We start from the raw sequence: 15,440 nt of genomic DNA, 5'->3' as shown, positions 1-15,440 counted from the left end.
CTGGTAATTTGAGAGCGCCGCGATGAACCGCGAGGTCGTGGGACTCAGGGTCTGCAGCCGTCGACACGGCAACCATGTCAGGTCCTCGTACGTCTGTACGTCTGCCTGCGCGAGCAGCACCGAGTGCGGAGGGAGACAGCGTGACCCAGAGGGGGCAGGGGGAGGAGCCCCAGGAGCCCGACGCGACCATGCAGTTGAAGGTCCCGGCCTCTTTCAAGGCCGACGAGACCATGCAACTGCGCGTCCCGGACGGCGGGATACCGGTCACCCGGGACACCCCGGCGGCGCCCGAGGACCCCGGGAACCGGCGCAAGAGCCGCAAGGCGCCGCGCCCCTCCTTCTTCGTCCGGCTCCACGCCCGAATATCCGCCCTGCTCGGCCCCCACCTGGCCCCGCTGGTCGCCCGCCTGAAGCCCTACGTCCGCCGGATGCGCCCGCAGTACCCGCGCCCGGGCCGCGAGGGCTGGCAGCGGTGGGTGCCCTCCTGGCGGCAGTGGCTCGGCGGCCTCCTGGGCGCCCTCGGCCTGAGCACCCTCTTCCTGGTCACGGCGTACGCCGTCACCGACATACCGGAGAACCTCAACACCTACGCCACCCAGCAGGACAACGTGTACTTCTGGGCCGACGGCACGCCCATGGCCCGCACCGGCTGGGTGCAGCGGCAGGCGATGCCGCTCAAGGACATCCCCGAGGACGTCCGCTGGGCGGTGCTCGCCGCCGAGAACGCCAGTTTCTACAGCGACCCCGGCATCTCGTTCAAGGGCATCAGCCGCGCCCTGTTCCGCACCATCGGCCAGGGCGACACCCAGGGCGGCTCGACGATCACGCAGCAGTACGTCAAGAACGTCTACCTGAACCAGAACCAGACCGTCAGCCGCAAGTTCACCGAGGCGATGATCGCGCTCAAGCTGGACAACCAGATGAGCAAGGACGACATCCTGGAGGGCTACCTCAACACCAGCTGGTTCGGCCGCGGCACCTACGGCATCCAGCGCGCCGCCCAGGCCTACTACGGCAAGGACGTCAGCGAACTCAACGCCAGCGAGGCCGCCTTCCTCGCCTCCCTGCTCAAGGGCGCCGGCCTGTACGACCCGACGCTGAGCGGCTCCAACCGCGCCCGGGCCATGGAACGCTGGACCTGGACCCTCGACCGGATGGTCGAGATCGGCAAGCTGTCCAAGGCCGAGCGGGCCAAGTACACCAAGTTCCCCGACCCGCTCAAGAGCAACCCGCTGTACGACACCGGTGAGCAGAGCGACTACCTCGTCGAACTCGCCGCCCAGTACGCCAAGAAGGCCGGGAAGATCACCGACAAGGACTTCGACCTCGGCGGCTACCAGATCTACACGACCTTCGACAAGAAGCGTGAGGCGCAGCTCACCGACGCCGTCACCAAGGCCCGCGCCAAGGCCGCCAAGGACGAACCCAAGGCCGCGAAGAACGCGCACTACGGCGCCGCCTCCGTGGACACCGGCGGACGGATCCTCGCCGTCTACGGCGGCCCTGACCACCGTACGCAGGGCTACAACGAGTCCAACGCCACCACCGTCCCGGCCGGTTCGGCCTTCCTTCCGTTCGTGTACGCGGCCGGACTGGAGCACGGCGTCCACAAGGAGCGCGGCGGCGAGGCGACGGAGATCACCGGCGACACCGTCTACGACGGCGACGACGACATACCGGTGACCACCCCGGAGGGGCCCTACTGGGACCGCAGCGGCCGCAAGGTGTCCGCCAGCAACGACGGCGACCGCTCCTACGGGAAGATCTCCCTGCGCCGGGCGCTGGAGCTGTCCGTGAACACCCCCTTCATGCAGCTCGGCATGGACACCGGCCTCGACAACGTGCGCTCCACCGCCGAGGCCTCCGGACTGCTCCCTTCCAGCATCGGCGCCCAGGTCCCCACCCTGTCCACGGGCAGCTCCACGCCCAGCGCCATCCGCATGGCCAGCGGCTACTCCACCTTCGCCGCCCAGGGCAAGCACACCGAGCCGTACTCGGTGTGGAAGATCACCCACAACGGCACCAAGGTCGCCCTGGACATCCCCGCGCCGCGCCGCGCCGTCGGCGCCGACGTGGCCCGCGAGGTCACCTCGGCCCTGAAGGGCTCCTTCCGCGCCGCCCACCCCTCCGCCGCGTCCGCCGGCGCCGAGGTGGCCGGCAAGGCCGGCACCACCAAGGACGACAACGCCGCCTGGTACGTCGGCACCGCCAAGTCGGTGTCCACGGCGATCGTCGTCTACCGCATCGACCTCACCAAGAGCCTCGAACCGCTGCCGCTGGAGGGCGTCGCCGGCGACACCGCCGACGGCGTCGCCTACGACATCTGGTCCAAGGCCATGAGCCCGCTCGGCTGACCACCGACGGACACCGCCGTCACCGACCGTCTGGAGAATGAGCCGCACATGAAGTCACCGTCGGGCCGCCGCCGCAAGGCCGCGGCACCGCGCCGCCCCGCCGCTCGTCCCGGGTTCGTCAGCCTGGCGGCGTTCCTCGCCGTCGCCTCCCTGACGGCGGGCTACCTGGTGCTCAACCGCACGGACAACACCGCGCCGACCGCGTCCTCGGGGGAACAGCAGAGGAACGCGACCACCTCCAAGGAGCCGGAATGGGACGGCAAGACCAAGGTCCTGGGGGACGGCTCCACCTCGTACACCGGCCCGCAGAAGGGCGGCCTGAAGGCCGAGCCCCTCAAACCCGGTGAGAAACCGCCCCAGTTCGTCGTCTTCTCCTGGGACGGCGCCCTGGCCGGCGACGACGAGCTCTTCCAGCACTACCGGGAGCTCGCCAAGGAGTACGACGCCCACATGACCTTCTTCCTCACCGGCATCTACCTGCTGCCCAAGAGCAAGAAGGACCTCTACAGCCCGCCGCAGCACCCCAAGGGCTCCGCGGCGATCAGCTTCCCCACCGACGACCACATCCGCACCACGATCGAGCAGCTCGGCAAGGCGTGGGAGGAGGGGAACGAGATCGGCACCCACTTCAACGGCCACTTCTGCGGCGCGAAGGGCGGCGACGACTGGAGCGTCGCGGAATGGCGCAGCGAGATAGACCAGTTCTACGCCTTCGCCGAGAAGTGGAAGACCAACACCGGCTACACCGACATGAAGCCGCTGCCCTTCGACTTCCGGAAGGCCGTCGTCGGCGGCCGCGCCCCCTGCCTGGAGGGCCAGGCCAACCTGCTGAAGGCCGCGAAGAGTTACGGCTGGCGCTACGACGCGAGCTCCAAGGGCGACTTCCAGATCTGGCCGGCGAAGAAGAACGGCATCTGGGACTTCCCGCTCCAGATGCTCCCCTACGAGGGCGGCAAGTACCAGGGCCTGTCCATGGACTTCAACTTCCTCTACAACCAGTCCGACGGTCAGACCCAGGGCGACCCGGCGAAGTACCCGGAGTGGGAGAAGGAGACCGCCGACACCTACATGGCGGGCTTCAACCGCGTCTACTACGGCAGCCGCGCCCCGCTGTTCATCGGCAACCACTTCGAGGAGTGGAACGGCGGCATCTACATGAAGGCCGTCGACGACACCGTCAAGAAGGTGTGCACCAAGAAGGACGTCAAGTGCGTGTCCTTCAAGGAGCTGGCCGACTGGATGGACGTGCAGAAGCCGGCGACTCTGGAGCGGCTGCGCACCCTCGACCCGGCGCAGAGCCCCAACTGGTCCACGGTCGTTCAGTAAACCGCTCGGTGACGCCACGGCCGCGCACTGACACGTGTCGCGGCCGCCCCATGACAGTCGTATAACTCCCTGGCGCAAGTGCCCTTACCCCTCTTCACAACAGCCACACATGGCGTGCGAAGATTCCGATCCCGGCATCCCTCCCGCCGGGGCAGAGGGGAAACACCAGTGAAGTCAAGGAAATTGAGCCGTACGCGGCGCAGAGCCGCGATACTCGGAGCTGCCGCCACCTCGGTCGTCGCCGGCGTGGCGCTGCTGCCCAACTGGAGCGCCGGCGCCGCGGTCGTCGACGACCCGACGGTGGACGCGAAGACGAAGGCCACCTTCCAGCGGCTGGCGGACGCGGTCTTCACCGACCGGACCGAGGCCCTGGTCGACGGCAAGCAGGGTGACCGCAAGAAGCCGCTGACCGACGGTTTCTCCGGGAAGGTCAAGCTGTCCTCCGGTCTGGCCCGCACCGAGGACTCCGCGCTGTCCTCGCTCGACCGGCGCAAGGACACGCTCGCCAAGCTCGGCGAGAAGTACAGCAGCGGCAGCACGACGGTCACCCTGAACGCCACCAACGTCAAGGGCCGCACGGCCAAGGTCGCGGTCACCGAGACCACCACGCTGACGTACGCGAAGGTCCGCGGCGGCGAGCCGCAGGCCACCGGCTTCCAGGCCCGTCACGAGCTGACGTTCTCCGCCGACAAGCACGGCAACTGGCAGCTCACCGGCATCCGTGACACCGACGAGGGCGTCGCGGTGAACCAGACGGACCGGCCCGCCGTCGCCCCCCGCGTCGGAACCACCGGCAGCACCACGCCGGCGGCGCCCAAGGCGTCCACCACGTACCCGGGCCCGGCCAACCCGAAGAACTTCAGCGCCAGCGGCCTGGACTACAACGCGATGGCCGCGTACGCCAAGCAGTACTGGTCGAACTACAACCCGGCCTACCCCAACTTCAACGGCCACGGCGCGGGCGGCGACTGCACCAACTTCGTCAGCCAGTCGCTGAAGGCGGGCGGCTGGAAGCACGTCCCCGGCTACGTGTACGACTACACCAAGTGGTTCGGCAACAACGAGATCCAGTCGGACTCGTTCGTCGGCGTCAACGAGTGGTCCTGGTTCGCCCAGAACTCCAAGCGGACCACGAGCCTCGCCAACGTCTACCAGCTGGACGTCGGCGACGTGCTCCAGATGGACTTCGACCGCGACGGCTCGAAGGACCACACCATGATCGTCACCTCGAAGAGCCGTGGTGTGCCGTACCTGACGTACCACTCCACCAACACCTACAGCCGGTCGCTGCAGAGCATCCTCGCGTCGTACCCGACCGCGAACTACTACGCGTACCGCACCTGATCGGGGCCCGCGCCTGACCGGCCGTCGTGCCCGTCAGGCCGGGAACTCCTCCCGGCGTTCGCGGTCGCGGTCCCGCTCCTCCGCGAGGCCGGGATGGCGCGCCCGGTAGTAGGGGTTGTCGTGCGGCAGGGCCGATCCGACCCTGCCGTACATCCCGAAGACCAGCAGCAGGATCCCGATCACAAAACTGAGCAGGCAGTTCTGGATCTGGAACGCCAGGAAGTTGTAGTCCGTCTCCAGCAGCCCCATGTTCAGGAAGCCGCTGAGGACGAACAGCACCCCCAGGGTCATGTTCAGCGTGGACGCGAAGTTCCCGCCGATCACCATCCCCACCATCAGCAGCAGCCCGACGGCGACCGACAGCCAGCTGAGCGCGCCGTTGGTGTTCAGCGACCAGACGGTGTCCCCGCCGGTGTCGAAGAAGCCGATCCGGTGCAGGATGCCGAAGATCCCGAACGTGAGCAGCCCGGCGCCCATGAGCCCGGCGCCGATCCGGTAGACCTTGTTCAGCCGGTGGTCGACGGGCAGATGATCGTCCAGCCGGATACGCCGCCGATGCTCCGAACGCACCGTGTGTGTGGCCATCGCCGCCTCCCTGTCTCGCTCGCCGGGCCGACGGACCCTTGTACGCACCTGGAGCGGGTGCCTTCGTGCGCGCACCGCGTGCCCGAGTGCGCACCCGGAGCGCGTGACTGGAGCGCGCGCCGAAGTGCGCACCTCCCAATATCCGCCCGCCGCGCCGGGGCGGCAACGGCAGCCCGCGTGCCCCCGGCACCGGCTCAGTGGGCCGACGCCGCGCCTCGCTCGCCCCGGATGTGGGCCACCACGTCCGCGACCGTACGGCGGACCGCCTCCGTCTCGGTGAGGAAGTGCCAGTAGTCGGGGTGGTGGCCGTCCAGCACGGTGATCGCCCGTTCCAGACGGGCCACCGACTCGTCCAGCGGCCGGGCGTGCCGCGGGTCCGGCGTGTTGCGGCCGGCCATGGCGAGCCGCTGGGCGTCGCGGATCGCGAACCGGGTCCGCTCTATCTCCTGACGCGGGTCCTTCTGCACGGCGTTGAGCCGGGCCAGACGGTCCCCGGCGGCCGAGACGGCCTCGTCGGTGGCGTTCAGCAGCGCCCGCGCCGTCGACAGCAGCGCGGTGGCGTCCGGCCACCGCTGCGCCTCCCGCGCGGCCCGCGCCTCCGCGAGCCTCGCCTCTGCCTGCCGTACGTGCTCCACGGCCTGCTCCGGGACGTGCTGGAGATCCTGCCAGCAGGGCGCGGTGAACCGCCGGCGCAGCTCGCTCAGCACCGGCTCCACCTGCCCCGCGCGGGTCGTCAGCGCCTGCGCGCGGGTCCGCAGCGACACCAGACGGTGGTCGATCTCGGCCGCCTGCTCCGGCAGCCGCTCGGCCTGCGCCCGCACCGCCTCCGCCTCCCGGGAGACCCGCTCGGCCCGCTCCAGGGTCTGCGGCACGCCGTGCTGTCCGGCGCCCTGGTTGAGCCGGGTCAGCTCGGGCCCCAGCGCCGCCAGCCGGGCCGCCAGGTCGTCGGCGCGCAGCCCCGAGCCCCGGGCGGCGTCCAGCGCGTTCGACGCGGCCAGCAGCGCCTGCCGGGCCCGCTCCACGGCGGGCGCGACCCGGGCCAGCTGCGTCTCGGCCTTGCCCAGCAGCGGTCCCAGCCCGTCCGCGAACCGGTCCAGCTCTCCCTTGACCCGCTCCAACTCCTCCTTGGCGCGGGCGAGTTCACCCCGCGCGCGGGCGGCGGCCGAGGCTTCGAGGTCGTCGCGGTCCAGGTCATGGGCGTCGACGGCCTGGATGTACTGGTGGCTGGCCTCGTCGACGCGCCGGCCGATCGCCTCGAAGTCGGCGACGGCACGCCGGGCCGCCGGGGAGTCGTCGACGGCGGTGATGGTCTCGATCGAGATCCGCAGGTCCCGCTGGGCGGTGTCGAGTTCGTAGAACGCGGCGGCCGCGGCGTCCTTCGCGGCCTGCGCCTCGGCCCGCTGCCCCTCCGCGCGCCCGCCGAACCAGCGCCGGGTGCCGCCGCCCGCGAACGCGGCGGGCAGCGCGAGTGCGGCGACGAGCGGCAGCGCGGCGAGGACGAGCGCGTCCCGCAGCCCGGCCGCGCGGCGGCCGGGGGTGTGGGTCGGTGTGCGGCTGGGCCGGCGTGCGCGCGGCTCCGACGGCGAGTGCGGCTGCGCTGGTGTCGCCGTCACGATCCCTCTCCCCGTGGTGTGATCCGCCCGTGCCCGGTGTCATTCTCCCACCCCGTGAGGACGAACACACGAGCCGATCAGTTCGCCTCCCGCGCGCGGATGTCGCTTCCGTGCGACGGATACGGGTTTGCGGGGCAGTACCTGCGGCCATGTAGTCTGTCCACTCGTCCTGGGTGCGTAGCTCAGGGGTAGAGCGCCTGCCTTACAAGCAGGATGTCGGCGGTTCGAAACCGTCCGCGCCCACCAGGTGAGAAGCGAGAGGGCCCCCGGAGTTCCGGGGGCCCTCTCGCGCGTCCGGGTGCATGCGCTACGCCTCCTGGGCGTCCTGCGGGCCGCCGTCGGAAGCGTCCTCGGACGGCGGGGCCGGCGGTGCGTGCTTGAGGCGCGTGCGGGCCTCCACGAGGTCCCCGGTGGCGACCTCGGTCCAGAACCGGTGACAGGTGACGAACACGGCGAGTTCGTGCTCCCGCTGCCGGAGCTTCTCGACCTCGGCCTGTTCGTCCGCCGTCCAGCCGGGGGAGGCGGGGCGCTCCACCTTGCGCCAGCCGCCGTCGTCGCTGAAACCGTCCAACGGCTCGACCGACCAGGGGAGCCGCTTCAGCAGGGCCGACAGCTCGGCCCGCACCTGATGCAGCTCCTCCTGGCCGGCGCGCAGATCGCTGGGGAAGTCAAAGGAACTCGCCACACGGCAATGGTACGCCTGTTCGAATTTGGGTGGCGAGCTCAGTCGGGGGGATCGTGTGTTCGAAGGAGCGGGTGGGACTGTCAGTGCCGTCACTTACGGTGACGTCATGGAGAGCATGGGTGTGGGCGAGGGCGTGGGCGAGGACACGGGCGGGGAGCGGGTACGGCTGGTCCCCTGGGCGGAGGGCGACTTCTGGCTGCTGCGGCGGACCAACAGTCCCGAGATGACGGCCCACCTGGGCGGACCGGAGCCGGAGGACGGACTCGCACAGCGGCACCGGCGGTACGTCGGGCTGGAGGCGGGGTGCATGTACCGGGTCGTGTCGGCGGGGAGCGAGGAGACCGTCGGCACGATCGGCTACTGGGAGCGCGAGTGGAGGGGCGGGACGGTCTGGGAGACGGGCTGGGGCATCCTGCCGGAGTTCCAGGGGAGAGGCCTCGCGGTGAGCGCGGCGCGGGCCCTGACCGGGGTCGTGCGCGCCCTGCGTCCGGCCGGCGGCCACGCCGCCCTGCACGCCTTCCCCGACGTCCGGCACGCCGCCTCCAACGCGGTGTGCCGCAAGGCGGGGTTCACGTTGCTCGGGCAGGCCGACTTCGAGTACCCGAAGGGCAACTGGATCACGTCGAACGACTGGTGCGTCGACCTCGACGGCGACGCGCCGACCGGAGCGGGGGGACACTGAGACCATGTGCCGAAGCATCAAGACGCTGCGTCCGCCCGCGCTGCCCGAGGAGGCCACGGACGACGAGATCAGGGCCGCCGCCCTGCAGTACGTGCGCAAGGTGTCGGGCTTCCGGGCGCCGGCCGCGCACAACCGGGAGGTGTTCGACGAAGCGGTGGACGCGGTCACGGCAGCGACCACGAAGCTCCTGGCCGGCCTGGAGATCAGGGGCTCGGCAGCCAGGGGAGCGTAGCCACGGCTCCACCTCCGCACCGGGGGAGCCGGGCCCCGGCCCCTCCGGCGACGGCAGCCCAACGCCGGGGCGCCGCGTCGATCGGGCTGGCCGGCGGCCGGCCCCTCCGGCGGCGGCAGCCCCATGCCGGGGCGCTGTGTGGGTCGGGCCGGCTGGGGGCCGGTTCTTCCGGCGGCGGCGGCCCTTCGTCGTGTCGGTCATGCCGGCGGCGTGCAGCCCCGCGCCGGGGCGTCGTGTCGGTCACGCCGGCCGGCAGCCGGTTCCTGCGGCGGCGGCAGCCCACACCCCGGGCGTCGTGTCGGTCAGGTCGGCCGGCGGCCGGTCTTTCCGGCGGCGGCAGTCCCACGCCGGGGCGTCGTGTCGGTCAGGCCGGCTGGCTGCCGGTCCCTCGGGGCCGCGCCAGCCCAGACTCGGGGGCCCTGTCGGGCAGGTCGGCCGGCAGTCGGTTCCTCCGGGCGCGGCAGCCTGACGCCGCGGCGTCAGGCCGGTTGGCGGCGCATGACGTATGCCGCTCCTGCTCCCGCTCCGAACAGGGCCAGTACCGACACCGCCGTGGCCAGCCATGCCGTCCCCAGCCACTGGGTGCCGTAGTACCCGAGCGCCGCGCTGTACGCCGCCCAGGACAGACCCGCCAGCGCCGACCACGGGACGAAGTCACGCGGACGCCGGTGCGCGGCGCCCGCGACGAAGGAGACGACCGAGCGGCCGGCCGGCGCGAACCGGGCCAGCACGAACAGCGCCCCGCCGCCCCGGGCGAGCGCCCCGCCGAGACGTGCCTGCGCGGTGGTGAGCCGCCGGGAGCGGGATATGGCGCGGTCCAGACGCGCGCCCCCGCGCCAGGCCAGCCGGTACGCGGCCAGGTCCCCCAGCACGGACGCGGTCGCCGCGGACAGGATCAGGGCCACGATGTCCGGGACCTGATGCGGCAGCCGTCCGGTCGCCGCCCCCGAGCCCGCGGCGGCAGCCGTCGCCGCGGCGATGACGAGCACCCCGCTCGGCAGCACCGGCAGGAACACGTCGAGCAGCACCGACAGCGCCACCAGCACATAGATCCACGGGGCGCCGATCAGCGCCCACGCCCCCACACTCTCGAACACCCCGAACTCCCCGGTCTCCCCCGTAGCGGCCGGCCTCGCCGCGGTGTCGCGGGGGAGCGGCAGGTGCGGCCATGACAGCCATCCAGCGTACGCCGATGATGTGACAGAAGGGTCACAGGGTGCGCGTGTGTTCGGCAACGCATGGAGCCGCGAGTCGTCTCAACGGCCGTGCCCGGAGCGGCAGAAGGGCCCCGCCGGGGGGTGACGGAAAGCGCCCTCCCCGATGAACGGAGAGGGCGCCCCGGGTACGAGCCGCGTGGGTCGGGCCGCGACGGGCCGGACGTCGGAGCCCGGCCGTGACGGGTCAGGCGGAGACGGCCGCCTCGCGCGCCGCCGGCTCCTGCTCCCGCTGACCCGCGGTGCGCCGGCTGAACAGCCGGTCAAGCCCGAACGCGCCGGAGCCGGTGAAGACCAGCAGCAGGAAGGCCCAGCAGAACATCGCGGACGCCTCGCCGCCGTTCTGCATCGGCCACAGCGCCTCCGGCTGGTGGACCTTGAAGTACGCGTACGCCATGGAACCCGACGCGATGAACGCGGCGGCGCGGGTGCCGAGGCCGAGCATCACGAGGGTGCCGCCGACCAGTTGGATGACGGCCGCGTACCAGCCGGGCCAGGTGCCGGCGCTGACGGTCCCTCCGTCGGTGCCGACGGCCCCGCCGAGGACGCCGAAGAGCGAGGCGGCGCCGTGGCAGGCGAAGAGCAGGCCTACGACGATGCGGAACAGGCCGAGCGCGTACGGCTGTGCGCTGTCGAGACGAGCGGACATGAGGGGGGTACTCCTTCGGTTTCGGTCAAGACGACCGGTCCTGGGGACGGACCGGCCGGTGGGGGCGGCGGTACCGAACGAGTGACCCACGGTAGGCGGATTCCGGCGATGCTTGCAAGTTCAACATTTGGCCACCGCTTGGATTACCCTTGGCGCTTTCCTGGTGACAGCGCAGCACGTAGAGCGCTTTCTGCGCTCCGGCCCGCTACCGAGAGCGTGACCGAATACACACCCACCGCGACCGAATGCGACTCACTAAGACCGGATTTGCCTCTCGGGCGACCGGATGTGCACCCATGGCGACCGGATTCTCGCCGCGGCCCCCTCAGGACCCGCTCAGCCGTGACTCCATGACCGTCTCCAGGCGGGGCCGCCCGCCGTTCCGCGCCGGCTTCGCCTGCTCCAGCCGCAACCGGGCCGAACGACCGCGCAGCGTCAGCGTCATGAGCTGGTTGCCGAACCAGGGCCCACCCGTCTTGCGCCAGCTGACGGGCGGTCGGGCGCAGCGCCCGTGCCGGCGGAACCGGCGTCCGAGAGCCCGCGCCGCCGCGCTCCACCCGAAGCGGAAACCCGCCCGGATCGACAGCGGGACGGAGTTGTGGACGGGCGAGCACGTCAGCTGGAGCACCCGTGCGTCCGGCGAGCCGTCCCGCCACCGGGTCTCGGCCACGTACGCGTGGTGCACGTCCCCGGACAGCACGAGCACCGTCGCCGGGGCCTGCGGGCCGGTGCCGATCTCCGCGAACAGGCCGGTCAGTTCGGCGAACGACGACGGGAACGCCGCCCAGTGCTCCAGGTCCGCCTTGCGCCGCAGCCGCTCCCCGAACCGCGCCCAGCGAGCGCCCCGTTCGCCCCGGCACAGGGCCGAGCTCCAGCCCTCGACGTCGTGCACCAGGTGAGGCAGCAGCCAGGGCAGGGAGGTGCCGACGAGGAGGTGGTCGTAGGAGCCGGGCTCGTCCAGCACCTGGGCGCGCAGCCACTCGGCCTCGCCCGGGTCGAGCATCGAGCGCTCGCTCTCCTCCAGCACGCGCGCCGCCCGCGAGTCCACCATCACCAGCCGCACCCGGCCGAAGTCCCGCCGGTAACTCCAGCGCGCGGAAGCCGAGTCGGCGTCGGCGCGGCAGGCGAAGTCACGCAGCGCGTCGGTGCCGTCGGGCGTGGCGCACACGGCCGCGTAGAGGGGGTCGTCGGCCAGCTCGGCGGGGGAGAGGTTGCCCAGGTGCTGGTACACCCAGTACGACATCAGCCCGCTCAGCAGCCGCTCGCGCCACCAGTGGGTGGCCCGCATGTCGGTCAGCCAGGAGGCGGAGGTGTTCCAGTCGTCGATGACGTCGTGATCGTCGAAGATCATGCAACTGGGCACGGTGGACAGCAGCCAGCGGATCTCGGGGTCGAGCCAGGACTCGTAGTAGAGGTGGGTGTACTCCTCGTAGTCCGCGACCCCCGTGCCCGGCGGTTCGCCGAGGTCGCGGCGGGCGGCCAGCCAGCGCTGTGTCGCGTCGGAGGTCTCGTCGGCGTACACCTGGTCGCCGAGCAGCAGCAGGACGTCGGGCCGCTCGCCCTCCGGGTCGGCGGCGATGCGCGCGGCGAGGCTGTCCAGGGCGTCGGGGCCCACGGGGTCGTGCGCGTCGGCGGCGGGCGCCGCCCACCGGCAGGAGCCGAACGCCACGCGCACGTCGTCGCCGCCGGCGGGGGTGCGGATGACCGAAGGCGGAAACGACGTCGAGGCGGCTGACGCGTCCGGCGCCGGCCACACGCGTGTGCCGTCGAGGAACACCTCGTACGGCGTGGCGGTTCCCGGGGCGAGGCCGGTCACCGGGATCAGGGCGTAGTGGTGCCCGGCCACCTGGAAGGTGCGGGCGGTGCCGCCGGAGCCGTCCGCGCAGCGCACTTCGGCGGCGCACGGACGGCTCGCCTCGCCCCATACGGTCGCGGACGTGCTGTCGGCGTACCTCAGCAGGGGTCCCAGCCGCAGTCCGGCCATGTGATCGCCTCCTCCGTCGCCCCGTACGGTACGGAACGACGGGGCGCGGTGGGGAGATCCCGGCGGCGAACCGCGTGCGGTCGCCGGGTCAGCAGCTCGCCAGGTGGCCGGTCAGCGCGCTCTTCTCGGCGGAGTCGACCGACAGGCCGTAGTAGTACTTCACCTGCACCCAGGCGCGGACGTAGGTGCAGCGGTAGGACGAGACCGACGGCATCCACTCGGCCGGGTCCTGGTCGCCCTTGGCCTGGTTGACGTTGTCGGTGACGGCGATGAGCTGCGGGCGCGTCAGGTCGTTGGCGAAGTTCTGGCGCTTGGCGCTGGTCCAGCCGTCGGCGCCGGAGTCCCAGGCCTCGGCGAGCGGCACGACGTGGTCGATGTCCAGGTCGGCGGCGGCGGTCCAGGTGGCTCCGTCGTAGGGGGAGTACCAGCTGCCGCTGGTGGCGGTGCAGGCGGAGTTGACGACCACGTTGGACCCGTCGCGCTTGAGGACGGTCTCGCGGGTGTTGCAGGAGCCGCTGACGGTGATCCAGTGGTTGAACAGGTCGCGGTCGTAGCCGGTGCGGTCCTCGGCGGCCACCGTGAGCGAGGCGAGGTAGGTGCGGGCGGTGGCGGCGCTGACCGGGGTGGGGAGGGCGGCGGAGGCGGTCGGGCCGCTGAACAGGGCGGCGGAGGCTGCCAGTCCGGTGAGCGCCGCGACTGTGCCGATCCGTTGACGCGCGTAGACTGAGGGTCTGCGGGACATGCGAACTCCCTTGAGGGGTGAGGGCGTTGCGGTGCGAGCGGAGGAATGCTCGCGGGGCCGCGTTGCGGGGAGGTGTGCGTGCGGTGAGAAGTTAGTGACGTGCGCATGACACGACAAGACGTTCGGTGTGAAGCTTTTCGGCAGCGTGCGGGGATGTGGCGAGCGTCACTCGCGGGCGAGGTCGGTGCAGGTGTCACGTACCATGGACGGCGCAGAAGGGGAGTAGCTCTTCGCCGGACCGTCGACATACTGCTCGGCCCGTCCTCGTGACGGATGCCGGGCCGGCGCCCGGAGGCCGATCCGCACCCGTGCGGATCCGCCAGCGAGACCTTCGGCAAGCAGTGCACGCCCGTGCCGTCCGGCGCGGGCGCCGTGTGCGCTGCCGTGCCGAGGCGTCTCCGTAGGGCCGACAGGCCCCCCGCGCTCTCGGTGGGGCAGCCCGACCGATTGAGGAACCTTGATCAGCCTTACCGTGACGGCGCTCGTCTTCGGCGTCGTCTTCCTCGCCGAACTGCCCGACAAGACCGCCCTCGCCGGCCTCGTCCTGGGCACCCGCTACCGCGCCTCCTACGTCTTCGCCGGCGTCGCCGCCGCCTTCGCCGTGCACGTCGCGCTCGCCGTCGCGGCGGGCAGCGTGCTGACGCTGCTGCCGCAGCAGATCGTGCACGCGCTGACCGGTGTGCTCTTCCTCGGCGGCGCGGCCGTGCTGCTGAGGAAGAAGGACGACGACGAGGACGAGGTCCGCACGCCCGAGAACCAGTCCTTCTGGAAGGTCTTCGGCGCGGGCTTCATGCTGATCCTCGTCGCCGAGTTCGGCGATCTGACCCAGATCATGACGGCGAACCTCGCCGCCCGCTACGACGATCCGCTCTCCGTCGGCCTCGGCGCGGTGCTGGCGCTGTGGGCCGTTGCCGGGCTCGGCATCGTCGGCGGGAAGGCCCTCATGAAGCGGGTGCCGCTGCGGCTGATCACGCGGATCGCGGCGGCGCTGATGCTGGCCCTGGGGGCGTGGAGCCTGTGGGAGGCGATCGCCGGGTGAGGCGGGGCCGGCGCCGGATGACGGGGGCGGCTGGTGAGGCGGGGCGCAGGGTGACACGGGGCGCCGGGGGAGACGGGGCGGCTCAAGGGTGGCGTGCACCCCCGGATGTTTTGTACCGTGGGGAAACAAAGTGGCTCCCGCCCGTTTTCCCTGACCGGCGGGCGGGGCCGCCTTGTTCTTCTCCGCGCGTCCCTTGCTCCCCGTCCGCGTATGCCGTCCGCCCCCGCGCGCGTTCCGCCTGCCGGGCACGCGCCCGACCGTGCTGGAGTCGCCGATGCCGACCCCCCTGTCCGCCCCCACCGTCCTGACCGCCCGCGCCCTCCTGCTCGACATGGACGGCACCCTGGTGAACTCCGACGCCGTCGTGGAACGGATCTGGCGGCGCTGGGCCGCCGAGCACGGGCTCGACGGCGACGAGGTCATGCGGGTCGTCCACGGCCGCCAGGGCCACGCCTCGATGGCCCTGCTGCTGCCCGACCGCCCGAGGGAGCTCAACCTCGAGGACAACGCGCGGATGCTGGCCGAGGAGACCGCCGACATGGACGGCGTCGTCCCGGTCCCCGGGGCGCCCGAGTTCCTCGCCTCCCTCCACGGCGTCCCGCACGCCCTGGTCACCTCGGCGGACGCCCCCCTGTCCACGGCGAGGATGGCGGCGGCGGGACTGGACCTGCCGCGGGTGCGCGTCACCGCCGAGTCGGTGGGCGCCTCCAAGCCGGACCCCGAGGGCTTCCTCAAGGGCGCGGCGGAGCTGGGCGTCGCCCCCGAGGAGTGCGTGGTCTTCGAGGACTCCGGCGCGGGCATCGCCGCCGGGCGGGCGGCCGGGATGCGCGTCGTGGGCGTCGGGGCCCGCGCGGCGGCGCACGAACCGGACGTCGTCGTGCCCGATCTGCGGCGGGTGCGCGTGGAGACCGTCGCCGGCGGGGGCGTGCGCCTGCACGTGGGCTGAGGAGCCCCCGCGGGCGCGGGTCAGCGTCCTGCCGCGCCTGAAGCT

The 15,440-nt window shown here is 71.9% G+C and carries 14 protein-coding genes and 1 tRNA gene; 8 read left to right on the top strand and 7 right to left on the bottom strand.

The window, feature by feature from the left end; all coding sequences use genetic code 11:
• Positions 1 to 188: 188 nt before the first annotated feature.
• From ACFYXA_RS15565 to ACFYXA_RS15555, 3 genes are all read left to right on the top strand, one after another.
• A complete protein-coding gene (locus tag ACFYXA_RS15565; RefSeq protein ID WP_389033419.1) occupies positions 189 to 2,354 on the top strand; it encodes a transglycosylase domain-containing protein in 2,166 nt (721 codons plus the stop codon).
• A 48-nt stretch (positions 2,355 to 2,402) separates the two neighbouring features.
• A complete protein-coding gene (locus ACFYXA_RS15560) occupies positions 2,403 to 3,680 on the top strand; it encodes a hypothetical protein (protein ID WP_352252452.1) in 1,278 nt (425 codons plus the stop codon).
• A 183-nt stretch (positions 3,681 to 3,863) separates the two neighbouring features.
• Positions 3,864 to 5,024, top strand: a complete 1,161-nt coding sequence (locus ACFYXA_RS15555) for an amidase domain-containing protein (protein ID WP_352252450.1) — start codon at positions 3,864 to 3,866, stop codon at positions 5,022 to 5,024.
• Between the two features lie 33 nt (positions 5,025 to 5,057).
• Here the strand turns inward: ACFYXA_RS15555 and ACFYXA_RS15550 are convergent, their stop codons facing one another.
• Positions 5,058 to 5,609, bottom strand: coding sequence for a DUF4383 domain-containing protein (locus tag ACFYXA_RS15550; RefSeq protein ID WP_352252448.1), 552 nt, complete (start codon positions 5,607 to 5,609; stop codon positions 5,058 to 5,060).
• A 194-nt stretch (positions 5,610 to 5,803) separates the two neighbouring features.
• Complete coding sequence (locus ACFYXA_RS15545) at positions 5,804 to 7,222, bottom strand: hypothetical protein (protein ID WP_389032778.1); 1,419 nt, start codon at positions 7,220 to 7,222, stop codon at positions 5,804 to 5,806.
• Between the two features lie 171 nt (positions 7,223 to 7,393).
• On the opposite strand from ACFYXA_RS15545, the gene ACFYXA_RS15540 reads away from it, so the two are divergent.
• Positions 7,394 to 7,468, top strand: a tRNA-Val gene (locus tag ACFYXA_RS15540).
• A 61-nt stretch (positions 7,469 to 7,529) separates the two neighbouring features.
• Here ACFYXA_RS15540 and ACFYXA_RS15535 read toward each other — a convergent pair.
• On the bottom strand, positions 7,530 to 7,907 hold the full coding sequence (locus ACFYXA_RS15535) for a hypothetical protein (RefSeq protein ID WP_389032775.1): 378 nt from the start codon (positions 7,905 to 7,907) through the stop codon (positions 7,530 to 7,532).
• 106 nt (positions 7,908 to 8,013) lie between these two features.
• On the opposite strand from ACFYXA_RS15535, the gene ACFYXA_RS15530 reads away from it, so the two are divergent.
• Positions 8,014 to 8,589 carry a GNAT family N-acetyltransferase gene (locus ACFYXA_RS15530; protein ID WP_389032772.1) on the top strand — a complete coding sequence of 192 codons (576 nt, stop codon included), beginning with the start codon at positions 8,014 to 8,016 and terminating at the stop codon, positions 8,587 to 8,589.
• Between the two features lie 4 nt (positions 8,590 to 8,593).
• Positions 8,594 to 8,821: a DUF2277 domain-containing protein gene (locus tag ACFYXA_RS15525; RefSeq protein ID WP_352252440.1), complete on the top strand. Its 228-nt coding sequence runs from the start codon at positions 8,594 to 8,596 to the stop codon at positions 8,819 to 8,821.
• Between the two features lie 479 nt (positions 8,822 to 9,300).
• On the opposite strand, the gene ACFYXA_RS15520 is transcribed toward ACFYXA_RS15525, so the two are convergent.
• The 4 genes from ACFYXA_RS15520 to ACFYXA_RS15505 form a co-directional block, all read right to left on the bottom strand.
• Positions 9,301 to 9,918: a VTT domain-containing protein gene (locus tag ACFYXA_RS15520; RefSeq protein ID WP_352252438.1), complete on the bottom strand. Its 618-nt coding sequence runs from the start codon at positions 9,916 to 9,918 to the stop codon at positions 9,301 to 9,303.
• A 304-nt stretch (positions 9,919 to 10,222) separates the two neighbouring features.
• Positions 10,223 to 10,684 (bottom strand): DoxX family protein, encoded by a 462-nt coding sequence (locus ACFYXA_RS15515; protein ID WP_352252436.1) that lies wholly within the window; start codon positions 10,682 to 10,684, stop codon positions 10,223 to 10,225.
• Positions 10,685 to 11,009: 325 nt separating this feature from the next.
• Positions 11,010 to 12,668, bottom strand: a complete 1,659-nt coding sequence (locus ACFYXA_RS15510; RefSeq protein WP_389032767.1) for an alkaline phosphatase D family protein — start codon at positions 12,666 to 12,668, stop codon at positions 11,010 to 11,012.
• A gap of 88 nt (positions 12,669 to 12,756) precedes the next feature.
• Positions 12,757 to 13,410, bottom strand: a complete 654-nt coding sequence (locus tag ACFYXA_RS15505; RefSeq protein WP_389032764.1) for an HNH endonuclease family protein — start codon at positions 13,408 to 13,410, stop codon at positions 12,757 to 12,759.
• Between the two features lie 457 nt (positions 13,411 to 13,867).
• Here ACFYXA_RS15505 and ACFYXA_RS15500 point away from each other — a divergent pair, with 457 nt between their 5' ends.
• Together ACFYXA_RS15500 and ACFYXA_RS15495 are read left to right on the top strand one after the other, a co-directional pair.
• On the top strand, positions 13,868 to 14,449 hold the full coding sequence (locus ACFYXA_RS15500; protein ID WP_351097919.1) for a TMEM165/GDT1 family protein: 582 nt from the start codon (positions 13,868 to 13,870) through the stop codon (positions 14,447 to 14,449).
• Between the two features lie 274 nt (positions 14,450 to 14,723).
• Positions 14,724 to 15,395: an HAD-IA family hydrolase gene (locus ACFYXA_RS15495; protein WP_389032761.1), complete on the top strand. Its 672-nt coding sequence runs from the start codon at positions 14,724 to 14,726 to the stop codon at positions 15,393 to 15,395.
• Positions 15,396 to 15,440 lie beyond the last annotated feature (45 nt).

Source organism: Streptomyces sp. NPDC002566 (assembly GCF_042889585.1).
Classification (GTDB): domain Bacteria; phylum Actinomycetota; class Actinomycetes; order Streptomycetales; family Streptomycetaceae; genus Streptomyces.
Note: the sequence above shows the minus strand (reverse complement) of the source record. Positions and strands in the feature narration are given on the sequence as shown.

What these genes read in the sequence shown, in the direction of transcription:
- ACFYXA_RS15560 (WP_352252452.1), top strand. Translation starts at nt 2,403, where the DNA reads ATGAAGTCACCGTCGGGCCGCCGCCGCAAGGCCGCGGCACCGCGCCGC.
- ACFYXA_RS15530 (WP_389032772.1), top strand. Translation starts at nt 8,014, where the DNA reads ATGGAGAGCATGGGTGTGGGCGAGGGCGTGGGCGAGGACACGGGCGGG.
- ACFYXA_RS15565 (WP_389033419.1), top strand. Translation starts at nt 189, where the DNA reads ATGCAGTTGAAGGTCCCGGCCTCTTTCAAGGCCGACGAGACCATGCAA.
- ACFYXA_RS15550 (WP_352252448.1), bottom strand. Translation starts at nt 5,609, where the DNA reads ATGGCCACACACACGGTGCGTTCGGAGCATCGGCGGCGTATCCGGCTG.
- ACFYXA_RS15505 (WP_389032764.1), bottom strand. Translation starts at nt 13,410, where the DNA reads ATGTCCCGCAGACCCTCAGTCTACGCGCGTCAACGGATCGGCACAGTC.
- ACFYXA_RS15515 (WP_352252436.1), bottom strand. Translation starts at nt 10,684, where the DNA reads ATGTCCGCTCGTCTCGACAGCGCACAGCCGTACGCGCTCGGCCTGTTC.
- ACFYXA_RS15495 (WP_389032761.1), top strand. Translation starts at nt 14,724, where the DNA reads ATGCCGACCCCCCTGTCCGCCCCCACCGTCCTGACCGCCCGCGCCCTC.
- ACFYXA_RS15510 (WP_389032767.1), bottom strand. Translation starts at nt 12,668, where the DNA reads ATGGCCGGACTGCGGCTGGGACCCCTGCTGAGGTACGCCGACAGCACG.
- ACFYXA_RS15525 (WP_352252440.1), top strand. Translation starts at nt 8,594, where the DNA reads ATGTGCCGAAGCATCAAGACGCTGCGTCCGCCCGCGCTGCCCGAGGAG.